The 20,642-nt window shown below is 55.2% G+C and carries 17 protein-coding genes and 4 tRNA genes; all 21 read right to left on the reverse strand.

The window, feature by feature from the left end:
* Positions 1-2: 2 nt before the first annotated feature.
* The 21 genes from rplC to birA all read right to left on the reverse strand — a co-directional run bounded on the left by rplC (position 3) and on the right by birA (position 20,456).
* A complete protein-coding gene (gene rplC, locus AC1RO5_RS11660; protein ID WP_003186059.1) occupies positions 3-638 on the reverse strand; it encodes a 50S ribosomal protein L3 in 636 nt (211 codons plus the stop codon).
* Between the two features lie 80 nt (positions 639-718).
* Positions 719-1,030, reverse strand: a complete 312-nt coding sequence (gene rpsJ, locus AC1RO5_RS11665; RefSeq protein WP_003186070.1) for a 30S ribosomal protein S10 — start codon at positions 1,028-1,030, stop codon at positions 719-721.
* 158 nt (positions 1,031-1,188) lie between these two features.
* A complete protein-coding gene (gene tuf / locus AC1RO5_RS11670) occupies positions 1,189-2,382 on the reverse strand; it encodes an elongation factor Tu (protein WP_007933700.1) in 1,194 nt (397 codons plus the stop codon).
* Between the two features lie 30 nt (positions 2,383-2,412).
* Positions 2,413-4,518 (reverse strand): elongation factor G, encoded by a 2,106-nt coding sequence (gene fusA / locus AC1RO5_RS11675; protein ID WP_007933703.1) that lies wholly within the window; start codon positions 4,516-4,518, stop codon positions 2,413-2,415.
* Positions 4,519-4,548: 30 nt separating this feature from the next.
* Positions 4,549-5,019, reverse strand: a complete 471-nt coding sequence (gene rpsG, locus AC1RO5_RS11680; RefSeq protein WP_002555493.1) for a 30S ribosomal protein S7 — start codon at positions 5,017-5,019, stop codon at positions 4,549-4,551.
* Between the two features lie 118 nt (positions 5,020-5,137).
* The gene (gene rpsL, locus AC1RO5_RS11685) at positions 5,138-5,509 is read right to left on the reverse strand and encodes a 30S ribosomal protein S12 (protein ID WP_003186084.1); all 372 of its coding nucleotides are present in this window, start codon (positions 5,507-5,509) and stop codon (positions 5,138-5,140) included.
* 218 nt (positions 5,510-5,727) lie between these two features.
* The gene (gene rpoC / locus AC1RO5_RS11690) at positions 5,728-9,927 is read right to left on the reverse strand and encodes a DNA-directed RNA polymerase subunit beta' (RefSeq protein WP_019650829.1); all 4,200 of its coding nucleotides are present in this window, start codon (positions 9,925-9,927) and stop codon (positions 5,728-5,730) included.
* Positions 9,928-9,991: 64 nt separating this feature from the next.
* Positions 9,992-14,065 (reverse strand): DNA-directed RNA polymerase subunit beta, encoded by a 4,074-nt coding sequence (gene rpoB, locus AC1RO5_RS11695; RefSeq protein ID WP_018925655.1) that lies wholly within the window; start codon positions 14,063-14,065, stop codon positions 9,992-9,994.
* A gap of 220 nt (positions 14,066-14,285) precedes the next feature.
* Positions 14,286-14,651 carry a 50S ribosomal protein L7/L12 gene (gene rplL, locus AC1RO5_RS11700; protein WP_007933723.1) on the reverse strand — a complete coding sequence of 122 codons (366 nt, stop codon included), beginning with the start codon at positions 14,649-14,651 and terminating at the stop codon, positions 14,286-14,288.
* 80 nt (positions 14,652-14,731) lie between these two features.
* On the reverse strand, positions 14,732-15,232 hold the full coding sequence (gene rplJ, locus AC1RO5_RS11705) for a 50S ribosomal protein L10 (protein WP_007933724.1): 501 nt from the start codon (positions 15,230-15,232) through the stop codon (positions 14,732-14,734).
* Positions 15,233-15,430: 198 nt separating this feature from the next.
* Positions 15,431-16,126, reverse strand: coding sequence for a 50S ribosomal protein L1 (gene rplA / locus AC1RO5_RS11710; RefSeq protein WP_007933725.1), 696 nt, complete (start codon positions 16,124-16,126; stop codon positions 15,431-15,433).
* The gene (gene rplK / locus AC1RO5_RS11715) at positions 16,126-16,557 is read right to left on the reverse strand and encodes a 50S ribosomal protein L11 (protein ID WP_007933726.1); all 432 of its coding nucleotides are present in this window, start codon (positions 16,555-16,557) and stop codon (positions 16,126-16,128) included. Before rplK ends, rplA begins: the two co-directional genes overlap by 1 nt.
* Positions 16,558-16,674: 117 nt before the next feature.
* Complete coding sequence (gene nusG, locus AC1RO5_RS11720; RefSeq protein ID WP_007933727.1) at positions 16,675-17,208, reverse strand: transcription termination/antitermination protein NusG; 534 nt, start codon at positions 17,206-17,208, stop codon at positions 16,675-16,677.
* A gap of 9 nt (positions 17,209-17,217) precedes the next feature.
* Entirely contained in the window at positions 17,218-17,586 is a 369-nt protein-coding gene (gene secE / locus AC1RO5_RS11725) for a preprotein translocase subunit SecE (protein WP_007933728.1), read from the reverse strand.
* Positions 17,587-17,631: 45 nt separating this feature from the next.
* Positions 17,632-17,707 (reverse strand) — tRNA-Trp (locus AC1RO5_RS11730).
* A gap of 174 nt (positions 17,708-17,881) precedes the next feature.
* Positions 17,882-17,957: transfer RNA gene (locus tag AC1RO5_RS11735), tRNA-Thr, on the reverse strand.
* Positions 17,958-17,983: 26 nt separating this feature from the next.
* Positions 17,984-18,057 (reverse strand) — tRNA-Gly (locus tag AC1RO5_RS11740).
* A gap of 24 nt (positions 18,058-18,081) precedes the next feature.
* A tRNA-Tyr gene (locus tag AC1RO5_RS11745) sits at positions 18,082-18,166 on the reverse strand.
* 143 nt (positions 18,167-18,309) lie between these two features.
* Positions 18,310-18,750, reverse strand: coding sequence for a hypothetical protein (locus AC1RO5_RS11750; RefSeq protein WP_493174963.1), 441 nt, complete (start codon positions 18,748-18,750; stop codon positions 18,310-18,312).
* A gap of 7 nt (positions 18,751-18,757) precedes the next feature.
* Positions 18,758-19,507, reverse strand: coding sequence for a pantothenate kinase (locus AC1RO5_RS11755; protein ID WP_493174964.1), 750 nt, complete (start codon positions 19,505-19,507; stop codon positions 18,758-18,760).
* Positions 19,497-20,456 carry a bifunctional biotin--[acetyl-CoA-carboxylase] ligase/biotin operon repressor BirA gene (gene birA, locus AC1RO5_RS11760; RefSeq protein ID WP_493174965.1) on the reverse strand — a complete coding sequence of 320 codons (960 nt, stop codon included), beginning with the start codon at positions 20,454-20,456 and terminating at the stop codon, positions 19,497-19,499. The genes AC1RO5_RS11755 and birA overlap by 11 nt, the downstream gene beginning before the upstream one ends.
* Between the last annotated feature and the right edge of the window lie 186 nt (positions 20,457-20,642).

Below are 20,642 nucleotides of genomic sequence, written 5' to 3' on the forward strand. Positions count from 1 at the left end.
CCTTAACCGCGAGCCTTGGCTGCTGGACGTACAACCAAGTTGCCGCCAGTAGCGCCAGGAACAGCACCCTTGACCAACAACAGATTGCGTTCAGCGTCCACGCGCACTACTTCGAGGGACTGCACGGTCACGCGCTCAGCGCCCATATGACCGGACATTTTTTTGCCCTTGAATACACGACCAGGAGTCTGGCACTGGCCGATAGAGCCTGGAACGCGGTGGGATACGGAGTTACCGTGGGTGTTATCTTGCCCGCGGAAATTCCAACGCTTGATCGTACCCTGGAAGCCTTTACCCTTGGACTGACCGGTTACATCAACCAGTTGACCAGCGGCGAAGATTTCAGCGTTGATCAGATCGCCGGCCTGGTACTCGCCTTCTTCAAGGCGGAATTCCATGACGGTACGACCAGCGGCAACGTTCGCCTTAGCGAAGTGGCCAGCTTGCGCAGCTGTAACACGCGAAGCACGACGCTCGCCTACAGTGACTTGCACTGCACGATAGCCATCGGTCTCTTCAGTTTTGAACTGGGTGACGCGATTCGGCTCGATCTCAATGACCGTGACCGGAATGGAGACACCTTCTTCGGTGAAAATACGGGTCATACCGCATTTACGACCGACTACACCAATAGTCATGTTGTAAACCTCATGAGTGTACGGGGCTTTCACCCGCTATGGCCGCCCATTTCAGAGCGTTACACGACTAAGACCGAGTCTTAGCCGAGGCTGATCTGCACTTCCACACCGGCCGCAAGATCAAGCTTCATAAGAGCATCAACGGTTTTATCCGTTGGCTGGACGATGTCCAGAACGCGCTTATGAGTACGGATCTCGTACTGGTCACGCGCGTCTTTGTTGACGTGCGGGGAGACCAGAACGGTGAACCGCTCTTTACGGGTAGGCAGTGGAATTGGACCACGCACTTGAGCACCAGTACGTTTCGCGGTTTCCACGATTTCCTGGGTGGATTGGTCGATCAGGCGATGGTCAAAAGCCTTCAACCTGATACGGATTTGCTGATTTTGCATTGGATTTCAGACTCCGGCTGCTATTCCCACCGGGCGCAATACGCCCGTTAAAAGGAGGCGCAATTCTATAGACGCCCCCGATAGGTGTCAACCCAATAAAAAAGCCCCCGCTGAGCGGGGGCTTTTTCAAAGCATCGAAGCTATCTCAGAAGAGAAGCTTACTCGATGATTTTAGCTACAACGCCAGCACCAACGGTACGGCCGCCTTCGCGAATAGCGAAACGCAGACCGTCTTCCATTGCGATGGTTTTGATCAGGGTAACAGTCATTTGAATGTTATCGCCTGGCATTACCATTTCAACGCCTTCTGGCAGTTCGCAGTTACCAGTCACGTCAGTAGTACGGAAGTAGAACTGTGGACGGTAGCCTTTGAAGAACGGAGTGTGACGACCGCCTTCTTCTTTGCTCAGAACGTAAACTTCTGCGGTGAACTTGGTGTGCGGCTTAACGGTACCTGGCTTAACCAGAACCTGACCACGCTCCACGTCATCACGCTTGGTGCCGCGCAGCAGCACGCCGCAGTTCTCGCCAGCACGACCTTCGTCGAGCAGTTTGCGGAACATTTCAACACCGGTGCAGGTGGTGACGGTAGTGTCACGCAGACCAACGATTTCCAGTGGATCCTGAACGCGAACGATACCGCGCTCGATACGACCAGTCACAACAGTACCGCGACCCGAGATCGAGAATACGTCTTCGATTGGCATCAGGAACGGCTTGTCGGTCAGACGAACTGGTTCTGGGATGTAGCTGTCCAGAGTTTCAACCAGTTTCTTGACGGCAGTGGTGCCCATCTCGTTATCGTCCAGACCATCCAGCGCCATACGAGCGGAGCCGATGATGATTGGAGTGTCGTCGCCTGGGAAGTCGTAAGTGCTCAGCAGATCGCGCACTTCCATCTCAACCAGTTCCAGCAGCTCAGCGTCGTCTACCAGGTCAGCCTTGTTCAGGAAAACCACGATGTACGGAACGCCTACCTGACGGGACAGCAGGATGTGCTCACGGGTTTGTGGCATCGGACCATCAGCGGCCGAGCAAACCAGGATAGCGCCGTCCATTTGAGCAGCACCGGTGATCATATTCTTCACATAGTCAGCGTGACCTGGGCAGTCAACGTGAGCGTAGTGACGGATCTTCGAGTTGTACTCAACGTGAGCGGTGTTGATGGTGATACCGCGAGCTTTCTCTTCTGGTGCGCTGTCGATCTTGTCGAAGTCAACACGAGCCGAACCGAAAACTTCGGAGCAGACGCGAGTCAGAGCAGCGGTCAGAGTGGTTTTACCGTGGTCAACGTGACCGATAGTGCCAACGTTGACGTGCGGTAGGGAACGATCAAATTTTTCTTTAGCCACGACAATTAACTCCTTGCCTAAAGGACTGAATCAGCCTTGTTTTTTGGTAACGGTTTCGACGATGTGCGACGGAGCCGTATTGTATTTTTTGAATTCCATAGAGTAGCTTGCGCGACCCTGAGACATGGAACGAACGTCGGTCGCATAACCGAACATCTCGCCCAACGGAACCTCGGCACGAATTACTTTACCGGAAACCGTATCTTCCATACCCAGAATCATGCCGCGACGACGGTTAAGGTCGCCCATCACGTCACCCATATAGTCTTCAGGCGTAACAACCTCTACCGCCATGATCGGCTCAAGCAACTCACCACCACCCTTCTGGGCCAGTTGCTTGGTCGCCATGGAAGCAGCCACCTTAAACGCCATCTCGTTCGAGTCGACGTCGTGGTAAGAACCATCAAACACGGTAGCCTTCAGGCCGATCAGCGGATAGCCGGCAACAACACCGTTCTTCATCTGCTCTTCGATACCCTTCTGGATAGCCGGGATGTATTCCTTAGGAACCACACCACCCACTACTTCGTTCAGGAATTGCAGACCTTCCTGACCTTCGTCAGCAGGTGCAAAACGGATCCAGCAATGACCAAACTGGCCACGACCGCCGGACTGACGAACGAACTTGCCTTCGATTTCGCAGCTCTTCGTGATGCGCTCACGGTACGAAACTTGAGGCTTACCGATGTTGGCTTCGACGTTGAACTCACGGCGCATCCGGTCAACCAGGATGTCCAGGTGCAGCTCGCCCATGCCGGAGATGATCGTTTGACCAGTCTCTTCATCAGTTTTGACGCGGAAAGACGGGTCTTCCTGAGCAAGTTTGCCCAGAGCGATACCCATTTTTTCCTGGTCATCCTTGGTCTTAGGCTCTACGGCAACCGAAATAACCGGCTCCGGGAAGTCCATGCGAACCAGGATGATTGGCTTGTCAGCGTTGCACAAAGTTTCACCAGTGGTGACGTCCTTCATGCCGATCAAGGCCGCGATGTCACCAGCGCGTACTTCCTTGATTTCTTCACGGGCGTTTGCGTGCATTTGCACCATACGACCCACGCGCTCTTTCTTGCCTTTTACCGAGTTGATCACGCCGTCGCCGGAGGCCAACACGCCCGAGTAAACCCGAACAAAGGTCAAGGTACCCACGAATGGGTCGGTAGCGATCTTGAACGCCAGAGCCGCGAAAGGCTCGTCGTCGCTTGCATGACGCTCCATTTCCTCTTCCTCGTTATCCGGGTTGGAACCCTTGATAGCAGGAATGTCGGTCGGAGCAGGCAGGAAGTCGATAACGGCGTCGAGAACCAGGGGAACGCCCTTGTTCTTGAAGGAAGAACCGCAAACAGCCAGAACGATCTCACCAGCGATAGTACGCTGACGCAGAGCGGCCTTGATTTCCTCGATGGAGAGCTCTTCCCCTTCGAGATACTTGTTCATCAGCTCTTCGTTGGCTTCGGCCGCAGCCTCAACCATGTTGCTGCGCCACTCTTCAGCCAGCTCTTGCAGCTCGGCAGGGATGTCCTTGCGAACAGGGACCATACCCTTGTCAGAGTCATTCCAGTAGACAGCTTGCATGTTGATCAGATCGATCTGACCCTGGAAGTTGTCTTCGGAACCGATAGCCAACTGGATTGGCACCGGAGTGTGACCCAGACGCTGCTTGATCTGACCGATCACGCGCAGGAAGTTAGCGCCAGCACGGTCCATCTTGTTTACGTAAACAAGACGTGGAACGCCGTATTTGTTGGCCTGACGCCATACGGTTTCCGACTGAGGCTCAACACCCGAAGTACCGCAGAACACAACGACAGCGCCGTCGAGTACGCGCAGGGAGCGTTCAACTTCAATAGTGAAGTCTACGTGGCCCGGGGTATCGATAACGTTGAAACGGTGTTCGTGCGAGTACTGCTTCTCAGAACCTTTCCAGAAGGCGGTGATAGCAGCAGAAGTAATGGTAATACCACGCTCCTGCTCCTGCACCATCCAGTCTGTGGTCGCGGCGCCGTCATGCACCTCGCCCATTTTGTGACTTTTGCCAGTGTAAAAAAGGACGCGCTCGGTGGTGGTGGTTTTACCAGCATCCACGTGAGCAACGATACCGATGTTACGGTAGCGGCTAATCGGAGTAGTACGAGCCATAAAGCCCTCGCAAAATTAGTGAAGCTAAAATTAGAAGCGGTAGTGCGAGAAAGCCTTGTTGGCTTCAGCCATACGGTGCACGTCTTCACGCTTCTTAACAGCAGCACCTTTACCTTCAGCAGCGTCCAACAGTTCGCCAGCCAAACGCAGAGCCATAGACTTCTCGCCGCGCTTACGGGCGAAGTCTACCAACCAGCGCATTGCCAGCGCGTTACGACGGGACGGACGAACTTCGACCGGAACCTGGTAAGTAGCACCGCCTACACGGCGCGACTTTACTTCGACCAGCGGAGCGATGGCGTCGAGAGCTTTCTCGAAGATTTCCAGGGGGTCGCTGTTCTTGCGTTCTTTAACCTTTTCCAGCGCGCCATAAACGATACGCTCGGCAACGGCTTTTTTGCCGCTTTCCATCACGTGGTTCATGAACTTGGCCAGGATTTGGCTTCCGTATTTTGGATCGTCAAGCACTTCGCGCTTGGCTGCTACGCGTCTTCTTGGCATGGATAAGCCCTCAAACGGTCTTCAGGTTCGCTCGGAATCGGTGCCCTTTCGGGACGCCTCCGACCTTACTCTTATCGACTCAGAAAAATAGAAATCGGTTTTTTGCTGCAAGCGACTATTACTTCGGACGCTTGGTACCGTACTTCGAACGACCTTGGTTACGACCTTTAACGCCGGAAGTATCCAAAGAGCCGCGAACGGTGTGGTAACGAACACCTGGCAAGTCTTTTACACGACCGCCGCGGATCAGTACCACGCTGTGCTCTTGCAGGTTGTGGCCTTCACCGCCGATGTACGAGGAAACCTCGAAACCGTTGGTCAGACGCACACGGCATACTTTACGCAGTGCCGAGTTAGGTTTTTTCGGCGTAGTGGTATACACACGGGTGCATACGCCACGACGTTGCGGGCAGTTCTGCAGCGCAGGCACGTCGGATTTCTCGACGATACGCTTACGCGGCTGACGTACCAGCTGGTTGATAGTTGCCATCTACTAGCTCCACTGTTGTCTTGCGACGCTATTGTCTTGCAAGAAAAGCAAAATGGCAGGAACGAATCCCCGCCAAATTTAGGGGTACAAGAGTCTAAAGAGGATCTTGCCCCCAGTCAAGGCAAGGCCCCGACCTCTCCCCCCATCCAACCTCGACAAATTGTCTCGACTGGATGAACGGAGCGATCAGGGCCTGCACTCATTTACTACCGCAGAACTCAGTTACCGCTCGAGTTCAGCGCTTCGGTCAGTGCAGCTTCCACTTCACTGGCGCTCACGCGCAACGGTTTGTCAGCATCACGGCGGCGCTTGCGCTCGCTGTGATAAGCCAGACCGGTACCGGCCGGGATCAGACGACCCACGACCACGTTTTCTTTCAGGCCGCGCAGGTAATCGCGCTTGCCGGTTACCGCCGCTTCGGTCAGTACGCGAGTGGTTTCCTGGAAGGAAGCCGCCGAGATGAACGATTCGGTGGACAACGACGCCTTGGTGATACCCAGCAGTACACGAGTGAACTTGGAGACAAATTTGTCTTCAGTGCTCAGACGCTCGTTCTCTACCAGTACGTGAGTCAATTCCATCTGGTCGCCCTTGATGAAACTGGAGTCGCCGGACTCAGCGATCTCAACTTTACGCAGCATCTGACGCAGGATGGTCTCGATGTGCTTGTCGTTGATCTTCACGCCTTGCAGACGGTAAACGTCCTGGATCTCGTTCACGATGTACTTGGCCAGCGCACTCACACCCAGCAGACGCAGGATGTCGTGTGGATCGCTCGGACCGTCGGAGATTACTTCGCCGCGGTTTACCTGTTCGCCTTCGAAGACGTTCAGGTGACGCCACTTCGGAATCAGCTCTTCGTACGGATCGCTACCGTCGTTCGGGGTGATGACCAGACGGCGCTTGCCTTTGGTCTCTTTACCGAACGCGATGGTGCCGCTGACTTCAGCCAGGATCGAGGCTTCTTTCGGACGACGGGCTTCGAACAAGTCGGCAACACGCGGCAGACCACCGGTGATGTCACGGGTCTTCGAAGTCTCTTGCGGAATACGAGCGATAACATCACCGATCGCAATTTTCGCACCGTCCGCTACACCGACCAGGGCGTTAGCAGGCAGGAAGTACTGAGCAATTACGTCGGTACCCGGCAGCAAGAGATCCTTGCCGTTGTCATCAACCATCTTCACAGCAGGACGGATATCTTTACCGGCAGCTGGACGGTCTTTGGCGTCGAGTACTTCAATGTTGGTCATACCGGTCAATTCGTCAGTCTGACGCTTGATCGTGATGCCTTCTTCCATGCCCACGTAGGTCACGGTACCTTTCATTTCGGTAACGATTGGGTGAGTGTGCGGATCCCACTTGGCCACGATTGCGCCAGCGTCGACCTTGTCACCTTCTTTAACCGAAATCACAGCACCGTACGGCAGCTTGTAGCGCTCACGCTCACGACCGAAGTCATCAGCGATTGCCAGCTCACCGGAACGGGACACAGCAACCAGGCAACCATCCACTCGCTCAACGTGCTTCAGGTTATGCAGACGGACGGTACCGCCATTCTTCACCTGAACGCTGTCGGCTGCGGAGGTCCGGCTTGCCGCACCACCGATGTGGAACGTACGCATGGTCAGCTGGGTACCCGGCTCACCGATGGACTGGGCAGCGATAACGCCGACCGCTTCACCAATGTTCACCTGGTGACCACGAGCCAAGTCACGGCCGTAGCACTTGGCGCAAATGCCGTAGCGGGTTTCGCAGCTGATCGGCGAACGCACGATCACTTCGTCGATGCTGTTCAGCTCGATGAACTCGACCCACTTCTCGTCTACCAGAGTGCCCGCAGGAACGATAACTTCCTCGGTACCTGGCTTGAATACGTCACGGGCAATGACACGACCCAATACGCGCTCACCCAACGGCTCAACAACGTCACCGCCTTCAATGTGCGGAGTCATTACCAGGCCATGTTCGGTGCCGCAATCGATCTCGGTCACAACCAGATCCTGCGCCACGTCTACCAGACGACGAGTCAGGTAACCGGAGTTCGCAGTTTTCAACGCGGTATCCGCCAGACCTTTACGAGCACCGTGAGTAGAGATGAAGTACTGAAGTACGCTCAAACCTTCACGGAAGTTCGCAGTAATCGGCGTTTCGATGATGGAACCGTCCGGCTTGGCCATCAGGCCACGCATACCGGCGAGCTGACGGATCTGCGCGGCAGAACCCCGTGCGCCCGAGTCGGCCATCATGTACATCGAGTTGAAGGATTCCTGGTCGACTTCGACGCCATGACGGTCGATGACTTTCTCTTTCGAGAGGTTGGCCATCATCGCCTTGGAAACTTCGTCGTTCGCCTTGGACCAAAGGTCGATCACTTTGTTGTACTTCTCGCCCTGGGTTACCAGGCCGGAGGCGTACTGACTTTCGATCTCTTTCACTTCGTCGGTGGCTGCACCGATGATGCGGGCTTTTTCATCAGGGATAACGAAGTCGTTAACACCGATGGAAACGCCGGAGATGGTCGAATAGGCAAAACCGGTGTACATCAACTGGTCAGCGAAGATCACGGTCTCTTTCAAACCAACCACGCGGTAGCACTGGTTGATCAGTTTGGAGATCGCTTTCTTCTTCATCGGCAGGTTGACGACGTCGAAGGACAGACCTTTTGGCACAACCTGGAACAACAGCGCACGGCCGACTGTAGTGTCGACGATACGAGTGTTGGTCACGCTGCCGCCATCACGATCGTTCACGGTTTCGTTGATCCGCACCTTGACCTTGGCGTGCAGTGCGGCTTCGCCGGCACGGAACACACGGTCAACTTCCTGCAGATCCGCGAACACACGACCTTCGCCTTTGGCGTTGATCGCTTCACGAGTCATGTAGTACAGACCCAATACAACGTCCTGCGACGGAACGATGATTGGCTCACCGTTGGCTGGCGACAGAATGTTGTTGGTCGACATCATCAACGCACGCGCTTCCAGCTGGGCTTCCAGTGTCAGCGGTACGTGCACGGCCATTTGGTCGCCGTCGAAGTCGGCGTTGTACGCAGCACAGACCAGAGGGTGCAGCTGGATAGCCTTACCTTCGATCAGTACCGGTTCAAACGCCTGGATACCCAGACGGTGAAGGGTCGGTGCACGGTTGAGGAGAACCGGGTGTTCGCGAATCACTTCAGCGAGAACGTCCCAAACCTCTGGCAGCTCGCGCTCGACCATCTTCTTGGCCGCTTTGATGGTGGTAGCAAGACCACGCATTTCCAGCTTGCCGAAAATGAACGGCTTGAACAGCTCGAGAGCCATTTTCTTCGGCAGACCGCACTGGTGCAGACGCAGGGTCGGACCTACGGTAATTACCGAACGACCGGAGTAGTCAACACGCTTACCGAGCAAGTTCTGACGGAAACGACCTTGCTTACCCTTGATCATGTCAGCCAGGGATTTCAGAGGACGCTTGTTGGAACCGGTGATAGCGCGGCCACGACGACCGTTGTCGAGCAGTGCGTCGACGGCTTCCTGCAACATGCGCTTTTCGTTGCGCACGATGATGTCCGGAGCGGACAGATCAAGCAGGCGCTTCAAGCGGTTGTTACGGTTGATCACTCGACGATACAGATCGTTGAGGTCGGAAGTCGCGAAGCGACCGCCATCCAGCGGGACCAGTGGACGCAGATCTGGCGGCAGAACCGGCAGAACGGTCAGCACCATCCACTCTGGCAGGTTGCCGGAACCCTGGAAGGCTTCCATCAACTTCAGACGCTTGGACAGCTTCTTGATTTTGGTTTCGGAGTTGGTTTGCGGAATTTCTTCACGCAGGCGGCCAATCTCGTGTTCCAGGTCGATAGCGTGCAGCAGTTCACGGACAGCTTCGGCACCCATGCGGGCATCGAAATCGTCACCGAACTCTTCCAGCGCTTCGAAGTACTGCTCGTCGTTGAGCAGCTGACCCTTTTCAAGGGTGGTCATGCCTGGATCGATAACGACATAGCTCTCGAAGTAGAGAACGCGTTCGATATCACGCAGGGTCATGTCCATCAGCAAGCCGATACGGGACGGCAGCGATTTCAGGAACCAGATGTGGGCTACTGGCGAGGCCAGTTCGATGTGCGCCATGCGCTCACGACGAACTTTTGCCAGCGCGACTTCAACGCCGCACTTCTCGCAGATCACACCACGGTGCTTCAAGCGCTTGTACTTACCGCACAGGCACTCGTAATCCTTTACCGGGCCAAAGATCTTGGCGCAGAACAGGCCGTCACGCTCAGGTTTGAACGTACGGTAGTTGATGGTTTCCGGCTTTTTAACTTCACCGAACGACCACGAACGGATCATCTCAGGCGATGCCAATCCAATACGGATGGCGTCGAACTCTTCGACTTGACCCTGGTTTTTCAGCAAATTCAGTAGGTCTTTCAAGGCCTTTCCTCCTGGCGGAGCAGAGAGCGGGCAATCCTGCCCCGCTCTCGATTCGCGTCACGTGTTATTCGGTTTCCAGATCGATATCGATGCCGAGGGAACGAATTTCCTTGATCAACACGTTGAAGGACTCGGGCATGCCCGGCTCCATACGGTGATCGCCGTCCACGATGTTTTTGTACATCTTGGTCCGGCCGTTCACATCGTCCGACTTCACTGTGAGCATTTCTTGCAGAGTGTAAGCAGCACCGTATGCTTCCAGTGCCCAGACCTCCATCTCCCCGAAACGCTGACCACCGAACTGCGCCTTACCACCCAGCGGCTGCTGGGTAACCAGGCTGTACGAACCGGTAGAACGAGCGTGCATCTTGTCGTCTACCAAGTGGTTCAGCTTCAGCATGTACATGTAGCCAACAGTAACCGGGCGCTCGAACTTGTTGCCGGTACGGCCGTCGGTCAGCTGCATCTGGCCGCTTTCTGGCAGGTCTGCCAGTTTCAGCATGGCCTTGATTTCGCTTTCCTTGGCGCCGTCGAACACTGGAGTGGCCATTGGAACGCCGCCACGCAGGTTCTTCGCCAGATCCAGGATTTCCTGGTCGGAGAAGCTATCCAGATCTTCGTTACGACCGCCGATCTGGTTGTAGATCTCGTCCAGGAAGGTGCGAAGTTCAGCAACCTTACGTTGCTCTTCGACCATCCGGTTGATCTTCTCGCCCAGACCTTTGGCCGCGAGGCCCAGGTGGGTTTCAAGGATCTGACCAACGTTCATACGCGAAGGTACGCCCAACGGGTTGAGGACGACGTCGACCGGGGTGCCATTGGCATCGTGCGGCATGTCTTCAACCGGCATGATCACGGAGACCACACCCTTGTTACCGTGACGACCGGCCATCTTGTCGCCCGGCTGGATGCGGCGACGGATTGCCAGGTAAACCTTGACGATTTTCAGCACGCCTGGAGCCAGGTCATCGCCCTGCTGCAGCTTGCGCTTCTTGTCTTCGAACTTGTCGTCCAGCAGACGGCGGCGATCAACGATGTAGGCCTGAGCCTTCTCGAGCTGCTCGTTCAGTGCATCTTCAGCCATGCGCAGTTTGAACCACTGGCCGTGCTCAAGACCGTCGAGAACTTCGTCGGTGATTTCCTGACCTTTCTTCAGACCGGCGCCGCCTTCGGCTTTGTGGCCGACCAGAGCGGAACGCAGACGTTCGAAAGTGGCGCCTTCAACGATACGGAACTCTTCGTTCAGGTCCTTGCGGATCTCGTCGAGTTGAGTCTTCTCGATCGACAGCGCACGAGCATCACGCTCAACGCCGTCACGGGTGAAGACCTGTACGTCGATGACAGTACCCTTGGTGCCGGTAGGCACACGCAGGGAGGTGTCTTTAACGTCGCTGGCTTTTTCACCGAAGATCGCACGCAGCAGTTTTTCTTCCGGAGTCAGCTGAGTCTCGCCTTTCGGAGTGACCTTACCTACCAGAATGTCGCCTGCGCCTACTTCAGCACCTACATAAACGATACCGGCTTCGTCCAGTTTGTTCAGTGCAGCTTCACCCACGTTCGGGATGTCTGCAGTGATTTCCTCTGGCCCAAGCTTGGTGTCACGCGCCACACAGGTCAGTTCCTGGATGTGGATCGTGGTGAAACGGTCTTCCTGAACAACACGCTCGGACAGGCAGATGGAGTCTTCGAAGTTGAAGCCGTTCCATGCCATGAACGCGATGCGCATGTTCTGACCCAGAGCCAGCTCACCCATATCGGTGGACGGACCGTCAGCCATGATGTCGCTACGCTGAACCCGATCACCTTTGCTCACCAGCGGACGCTGGTTGATGCAGGTGTTCTGGTTGGAGCGGGTGTACTTGGTCAGGTTGTAGATGTCGACACCAGCTTCGCCGGTTTCAACTTCATCATCAGCAACACGAACCACGATACGGCTGGCGTCGACGGAATCGATCACGCCGCCACGACGAGCCACGACGCAAACGCCGGAGTCGCGAGCCACGTTACGTTCCATACCGGTACCTACCAGCGGCTTGTCAGCACGCAGGGTTGGTACAGCTTGACGCTGCATGTTCGAACCCATCAACGCACGGTTGGCGTCGTCGTGCTCGAGGAACGGGATCAGCGACGCAGCAACCGAAACTACCTGCTTCGGCGATACGTCCATCAAGGTGACGTCTTCCGGCGCCTTGACGGTGAACTCGTTCAAGTGACGAACAGCTACCAGCTCGTCGATCAGGACTTTCTTGTCGTTCATCGTGGCCGAAGCCTGAGCGATCACATGATCAGCTTCTTCGATGGCGGACAGGAATACGATCTCGTCGGTGACCAGAGCGTCTTTCACCACGCGGTACGGGCTCTCGAGGAAACCGTACTGGTTGGTGCGCGCATAGGCGGCCAGGGAGTTGATCAGACCGATGTTCGGACCTTCCGGCGTTTCAATCGGGCATACACGACCGTAGTGAGTCGGGTGTACGTCACGGACTTCGAAGCCAGCACGCTCACGAGTCAAACCGCCAGGGCCGAGTGCAGAGACACGACGCTTGTGGGTGATCTCGGACAGCGGGTTGTTCTGGTCCATGAACTGGGACAGCTGGCTGGAACCGAAGAACTCTTTCACCGCCGCAGCCACTGGCTTGGCGTTGATCAGGTCTTGCGGCATCAGGCCTTCGCTTTCAGCCATCGACAGACGCTCTTTGACCGCACGCTCAACACGTACCAGGCCAACGCGGAACTGGTTCTCGGCCATTTCGCCTACGCAGCGAACACGACGGTTACCCAGGTGGTCGATGTCATCGACGATGCCTTTACCGTTACGGATGTCGACCAGAGTCTTCAGAACCGCGACGATGTCTTCTTTGCACAACACGCCCGAACCTTCGATCTCGGTACGACCGATACGACGGTTGAACTTCATCCGGCCGACCGCAGACAGGTCATAGCGCTCAGGACTGAAGAACAGGTTGTTGAACAGTGTCTCGGCAGCGTCCTTGGTTGGCGGCTCGCCTGGACGCATCATGCGATAGATCTCGACCAGCGCTTCCAATTGGTTGCTGGTGGAGTCGATCTTCAGGGTGTCGGAGACGAACGGACCGCAGTCGATATCGTTGGTGTACAGAGTTTCGATGCGAACAACGCCAGCCTTGGCAATTTTTGCCAGGATTTCGGTGTTCAGTTCGGTGTTGCACTCTGCCAGGATTTCGCCGGTAGCCGGATGCACGATGACCTTGGCGGTAGTGCGACCCAGGACGTAGTCCAGAGGCACTTGCAGCTCTTTGATCCCGGCTTTTTCCAGCTGGTTGATGTGGCGAGCGGTGATACGACGACCCTGCTCGACAATAACCTTGCCTTTGTCATCCTGAATATCGAGGACAGCAATTTCACCACGCAGGCGCTGAGGCACCAGTTCCAGGCTGAGGTTTTCACCCTGCACATGGAAGACGTTGGTGGTGTAGAACGCGTCCAGCACTTCTTCAGTGGTATAGCCCAGCGCGCGCAGCAGTACCGATGCAGGCAGCTTGCGACGACGGTCGATACGCACGAATACGCAATCTTTCGGGTCGAACTCGAAGTCCAGCCACGAACCGCGGTAAGGGATGATGCGCGCGGAGTACAGCAGTTTGCCGGAGCTGTGCGTCTTGCCACGGTCGTGGTCGAAGAACACGCCCGGGGAACGGTGCAGCTGGGAAACGATTACACGCTCGGTACCGTTGATTACGAAGGTACCGTTCTCAGTCATCAGGGGGATTTCACCCATGTAGACTTCTTGCTCTTTGATGTCCTTGATCGCTTTATTCGACGATTCTTTGTCGAAAATGATCAGGCGCACTTTTACCCGCAAAGGTACGGCGTAAGTTACACCGCGCAATACGCATTCTTTGACATCAAATGCCGGTTCGCCCAGGCGATAACCGACGTACTCCAGCGCAGCATTGCCGGAGTAGCTGATGATCGGGAAAACGGATTTGAAGGCCGCATGCAGGCCCACGTCGCGGAACTGATCTTTAGTCGCTCCCGCTTGCAAGAATTCACGATACGAATCCAGCTGGATGGCCAGGAGGTACGGCACATCCATGACGTCCGGCAACTTGCTAAAGTCCTTGCGGATACGTTTTTTCTCAGTATATGAGTAAGCCATCAGCGTTCCCCAGCTTGGTCACCTGCTTGTTTGGCCCCTCCCGACGGGAGCAGCCAGAAAATCGTGCAAACCCCATGGTTTGCGCCACCACATCGGGTGGATACAGCTCGTTACCAGCACCGACCCAGTCGGCTGCCAATAACGGAAAAAGGCCGGTGGCAAGAGCCACCAGCCATCAGCCTTTCGCTTAACGCTCGGGCTGGAGGAGCAAAGTCGATGCTTATTTCAGCTCGACTTTAGCGCCTGCTTCTTCCAGAGCTGCTTTGGCTTTGTCAGCTGCGTCTTTGGCAACAGCTTCCAGAACCATGGCAGGAGCGCCGTCAACTACAGCCTTGGCTTCTTTCAGGCCCAGACCGGTCAGTTCACGTACAGCCTTGATCACGTTAACTTTCTTCTCGCCAGCTTCGGTCAGCATGACGTTGAATTCAGTTTGTTCTTCAACAACGGCAGCAGCAACAGCTGGGCCAGCGGAAGCAGCAGCAGCGGAAACGCCGAACTTCTCTTCCATTGCCTTGATCAGCTCAACGATTTCCATTACGGATTTTTCGCCGATTGCTTCGATGATTTGCTCGTTAGTCAGAGACATGACTATTAATTCCTGTATTGGGGTGACAGCCTACGCGGCTATCGAAATAAACAATAAACGCTGAAAGGAGTCGCTCAGCCTTAGGCTGCGGCAGCTTCTTTCTGGTCGCGAAGTGCCGCCAGAGTACGAGCCAATTTGCTGGTTGCGCCTTGAATCACGCTCATCAGCTGAGAAATTGCTTCGTCACGGGTCGGCAGAGTTGCCAGCACGTCGATTTGGTTAGCTGCGAGGAACTTGCCCTCGAACGCAGCTGCCTTGATCTCGAACTTATCCTGACCTTTTGCAAACTCTTTGAAGATACGAGCAGCAGCGCCCGGATGTTCTTTCGAGAATGCAATCAAGGTAGGGCCGGTGAACACGTCGTTGAGAACACTGTACTCAGTGTCAGCAACGGCGCGCTTGAGCAGGGTGTTACGTACAACACGTACGTAAACGCCGGCTTCACGAGCCTCTTTACGGAGTCCGGTCATCGCGCCTACTGTTACGCCACGGGCATCAGCCACGACAGCGGACAGAGCGACTTTGGCAGCCTCGTTGACTTCAGCGACGATGGCCTTCTTGTCTTCGAGTTTAATTGCCACGGGTTTAACTCCTGCTTGTTACCGTTTCATCCAGTCGAAACCGGATGTCGTTTTGGTGTCTGATTCGGTAAGGAACCGGGAGCACCATCTGCGTAGGCTTGAGGTTTAAGACTTGCGTCGCCTACGGTCTTGGACAGCCCCCGCCAGGCAGGGACCCCAATCTTTCAATTGGCGCAATCGCTTGCGCCAACCTGTGTCTTACGCGTCGAGCGAGCCTTGGTCGATGACCAGACCTGGACCCATGGTGGTGCTCAGGGTAACGCGCTTGACGTAAATACCTTTCGAGGAAGCTGGCTTGATACGCTTCAGATCAGCGATCAGGGCTTCAACGTTTTCCTTCAGCTTGACGGCATCAAAGCCGACTTTGCCAACGGAAGTGTGGATGATGCCGTTTTTGTCGGTGCGATAACGAACCTGACCAGCCTTGGCGTTTTTAACCGCGGTAGCTACGTCTGGAGTCACAGTGCCGACTTTAGGGTTAGGCATCAGACCACGTGGACCGAGGATCTGACCCAACTGACCTACAACGCGCATTGCATCCGGGGATGCGATCACTACGTCATAGTTCAGGTCGCCGCCTTTCATTTCGGCAGCCAGGTCGTCCATACCTACACGGTCAGCGCCGGCAGCCAGAGCGGCCTCAGCAGCTGGACCCTGAGTGAACACAGCAACGCGAACGGTCTTGCCAGTGCCGTGCGGCAGCACGGTAGCGCTACGAACGACCTGGTCGGATTTACGCGGGTCAACACCCAGGTTCACAGCAACGTCGAACGACTCGCTGAACTTGACAGTCGACAGCTCGGACAGCAGAGCAGCAGCGTCTACAAAGTTGTAGGCCTTGCCTGCTTCGATTTTGCCGGCGATAGCCTTTTGACGCTTGGTCAGCTTAGCCATTACACACCCTCCACGTTAAGGCCCATGCTACGAGCAGAACCGGCGATAGTACGCACGGCTGCTTCCATATCAGCTGCAGTCAGATCCGCGTTTTTGGTTTTCGCGATTTCTTCCAGCTGAGCACGAGTCACAGTGCCAACCTTAACGGTGTTCGGACGAGCGGAACCGCTAGTCAGACCAGCAGCCTTCTTCAGCAGAACCGAAGCAGGGGTGGATTTGGTTTCGAACGTGAAGCTACGGTCGCTGTAGACAGTGATGATCACTGGAGTCGGCAGACCTGGCTCAAGACCCTGAGTACGGGCGTTGAAAGCCTTGCAGAATTCCATGATGTTCACGCCGTGCTGACCCAGAGCAGGACCAACAGGTGGGCTTGGGTTAGCCTGAGCGGCCTTCACTTGCAGCTTGATGTAAGCGGTAATCTTCTTGGCCATGAGGCACTCCAATTACGGGTTCAAACGCCTCGAAAGGCTCCCCGGTTACTTGCGCGTTTATCCCAGTGACGACAAAACCCCACAGCCTAGGGCTGCGGGGTTGGGATGCTTGCTCAGCTAGACCTTTTCGACCTGGCTGAACTCCAACTCTACCGGAGTAGAGCGACCGAAAATGAGCACCGCCACTTGGATCCGGCTCTTTTCGTAGTTAACTTCTTCAACGGTGCCGGTAAAGTCAGCAAACGGCCCGTCGTTGACACGTACCGACTCACCCGGCTCGAACAACGTCTTCGGCTTCGGCTTGTCGCTACCATCAGCAACACGACGCAGAATCGCTTCTGCTTCTTTATCTGTGATTGGCGCAGGCTTGTCGGCAGTACCACCGATGAAGCCCATCACCCGAGGAGTATCCTTGACCAAGTGCCAAGTACCCTCATTCATGTCCATCTGAACCAGCACATAACCAGGGAAGAATTTGCGTTCGCTTTTGCGCTTCTGGCCATTACGCATTTCAACCACTTCTTCAGTGGGAACCAGAATTTCGCCGAAGCCATCTTCCATGCCAGCCAGCTTTACGCGCTCGATCAACGAACGCATGACATGCTTCTCGTAACCGGAGTAAGCATGCACAACGTACCAACGCTTAGCCACGGGACACCCTTAGCCGACGATCAAGGAAACAAGCCAACCGAGCAGGGAATCAAGCCCCCACAACAGCAACGCCATAACCAGAACAACAGCCACAACGATCAACGTGGTCTGCGTGGTTTCTTGGCGAGTTGGCCAAACGACTTTACGAATCTCGGTGCGCGCTTCCTTAACCAGTACAAAGAAAGACTTGCCCTTAACCGTCTGCAGGCCTACAAAGGCAGCTACAGCAGCAATGACCAGCAAAGCGAGCACGCGGTACAGGATCGGCGAAGCAGAGTAATACTGATTGCCAACAACGCCAACAATCACCAAAGCAACTACTACCAGCCACTTGAGCAGATCGAAGCGAGAGCCTTGAGCTTCAGCTTTAGGAGTCATCTATGAAGATCCTGTGAAAAGAAAGCCAGACACATCGAGTGAATCTGGCAGGTCAGGAGGGAATCGAACCCCCAACCTACGGTTTTGGAGACCGTCGCTCTGCCAATTGAGCTACTGACCTAAAACAAAATCAGGCCGACCATTATGCCGGCCCGAAAAAGACTTTACAACAATTTACTCAACGATCCTGGCTACGCACACCAGCACCAAAGACGCACAACACCCTCTCAGGCAACAACGCGCATCTACAAGCCATTAAAACAAAGGCAGATATTTTCATATCTGCCTTGTTATATGGAGCTCTTGAGCGGATTTGAACCGCTGACCTCACCCTTACCAAGGGTGTGCTCTACCAACTGAGCTACAAGAGCGTAACACTTTGCAGGACCTGCAAACCTGGAGCGGGTAGCGGGAATCGAACCCGCATCATCAGCTTGGAAGGCTGAGGTTTTACCACTAAACTATACCCGCGGAGCTTGCAGCTCTCGCTAAAAATGGTGGAGGGGGAAGGATTCGAACCTTCGAAGTCGTAGACGTCAGATTTACAGTCTGATCCCTTTGGCCGCTCGGGAACCCCTCCTAAGCGAGCCGGCATTCTATACTATGCCAGCCTTCTGTCAAGCATTTTCTCATTAAAAACCTGAGGTTAGCTGCGTTGACCTCGCTTTGCACCGTTAACCTTTAAAAGGTCTTCACTGCGAAGCGGGCGCCATTCTATGCAAACTATTCGGCAGGTGCAACCCCCTCACATAGCATTATTTTATGTTTTAACTCATTGAATTCTTTAGAAAGGCTTTGCAGCTGCAAGTCGTCCAGCAAACGCCGGCTTTCCGGTGCCACACGCACCCAGTAACCCGCATATTCAGGGAGATCCTTCGGCAAGGACTGAAACTTGATGTCCATGCCACTCAATCGATGCTCGATTGCCTGAGCGACTTCCTGCCGGGCAGAACCGCCCAGATAGAGACAACTGCTTTCCACCTGCGTGGATTTTCCTTTGTCTCGGGTCGCATCACTCGCTTCGCTCAACAAACGAATGTCCTGCTGAGAGCCCCGATACAAGCTCAAGGGGGTCACATCCTTCGCGCGAAGCGGGGCCTCCTGTTGGTGCCAGATGTAATAGAACACATTGAGAACAAGCAGTAGCAGGAACAACCAACGCATAAAAACCTCAAGACAAGGGACACGCCATAGCCAATCCCACAAACACCAGATCTGGAACCACCTTGGCCTCAGGCACAATCTCGGAGACCAGATCAGCATCCCCCCCAGTGAGGAATATAGCGAAATCCTCCCCCCAATAGCTGCGCGCCAACTCTAGCTGAGCCTGAACAAAGCCTCTTAACATCAGCAAGCAACCTCGTTCGACCGCCTCGACGGTAGTACGCCCAGGAACAAGACTCTCCAAAGCGCGCTCGGCAGCAAGGTCGCCATAGCGGATTCTACGGGTATGAGTACGCAACTGGTTACGCATCAAGGGCATTCCCGGACAGATGAACCCTCCAAGATGCTCGCCATCCCTGGCGACAAAATCAGCAGTGACTGCGGTACCGAAGTCGAGCACCAGACAAGCACCTGAAGCCAGGTGAAATCCTCCGAGCATTGCAAGCCAGCGATCAAGCCCTAGCCGCTCGAACTCTTCATAGCCATTACGAACCCCGGACATTTCGCGAGCCGGCGTGGCGCACACCACGGAAACACCGAAAGCCTCTGACAACAAAGAGATCAAGGCTCCGGTTTCTTCAGCGGTTCTGACGCTCACTAACCGACAATGCTTGAGAGCGAGCCCCTTGAGCCCCTTCAAGCTCTCAAGCAGCGCGAGATCCGAATCAACGACACCCTCACCAACCACCCGCCCGACATCCGCGCCGAGCACACGCCACTTGATGAAACTATTTCCACAATCGAGCTCAAGAATCATCACGCAACCTCAGGCTGAGCTCACCACCACTAAAGACTTTTTCCACGCCATCCACCTTCAAGCGCAAGGCACCCTGACCATCGATACCCAGCACCTCTCCATCTATCTGACTAGCTCCAGCAATCAACGACACAGCGCGCCCCTGCCACAGATGATTTTGCTCCCACTCCGCCCGGATAGCCGGAAATCCGCCGATCTGGTGGCGACTCAAGTAGGCCTGGAGCATCACCCCCAACTTCGCGACCAGGTGATTGCGGTCAACCGCCTTGCCCGACTCGAGCCGCATGGACGTCCACTGCTGGTCAACCTCATCAGTCATCTGCATGTTCACATTGATCCCGACACCGATCACTACGTGACACACATCTGCAGGATCGCCCACTAATTCGAGCAATATTCCAGCAATTTTTTTCTGACCAACCAGAACATCATTGGGCCACTTCAACCCCGCGCCTGAAATACCAAGCTCTCGCAAGGCCTGCAGTACGGCGAGCCCAACGACTAGACTCAAGCCTTCCAGCTGCCGCATCCCACCCTCAATGCGCAACACCAGGCTGTAATAGATGTTTTCTGCGAACGGACTCACCCACTTGCGTCCACGCCGTCCGCGACCGGCCGTCTGCCGCTCGGCGAGCACCAGAAATGGCGCGACTTGGCCACGCTCGATAGCACGCAAGGCTTCAGCATTGGTAGAGTCAATTGAGTCGAGGACCAGGATGGGCCACTCACAGGAAGGCTCACGCGCGCATATCTCGACAGGGTCAAGCAGCGTCAATGGCGCAGCCAGCTGATAGCCGCGACCGCGCACTTTATGAATGGATAAGCCGAGCTCAGCCTCCAAATGCTGAAGCTGCTTCCATACAGCGCTACGACTGACGCCCAAGGCGACGCCCAGGGCCTGACCCGAATGGAATCGGCCATCCTTAAGAAGCTTTAACAACGTCAGCATGCAAGTCTCGCCTCACAATGAGGCCCGCATGATAGCCATGCCCCGAGCCGTTGCATAGAAACCCTAAAGGTCAGATTTTCTTGCGGACAAAACAAAACCCCTACCTGCATACGCAGATAGGGGTTTCGGAATTTAATCTTGACGATGACCTACTCTCACATGGGGAAACCCCACACTACCATCGGC

This window comes from Pseudomonas sp. GW822-FHT02G04, from assembly GCF_058802085.1.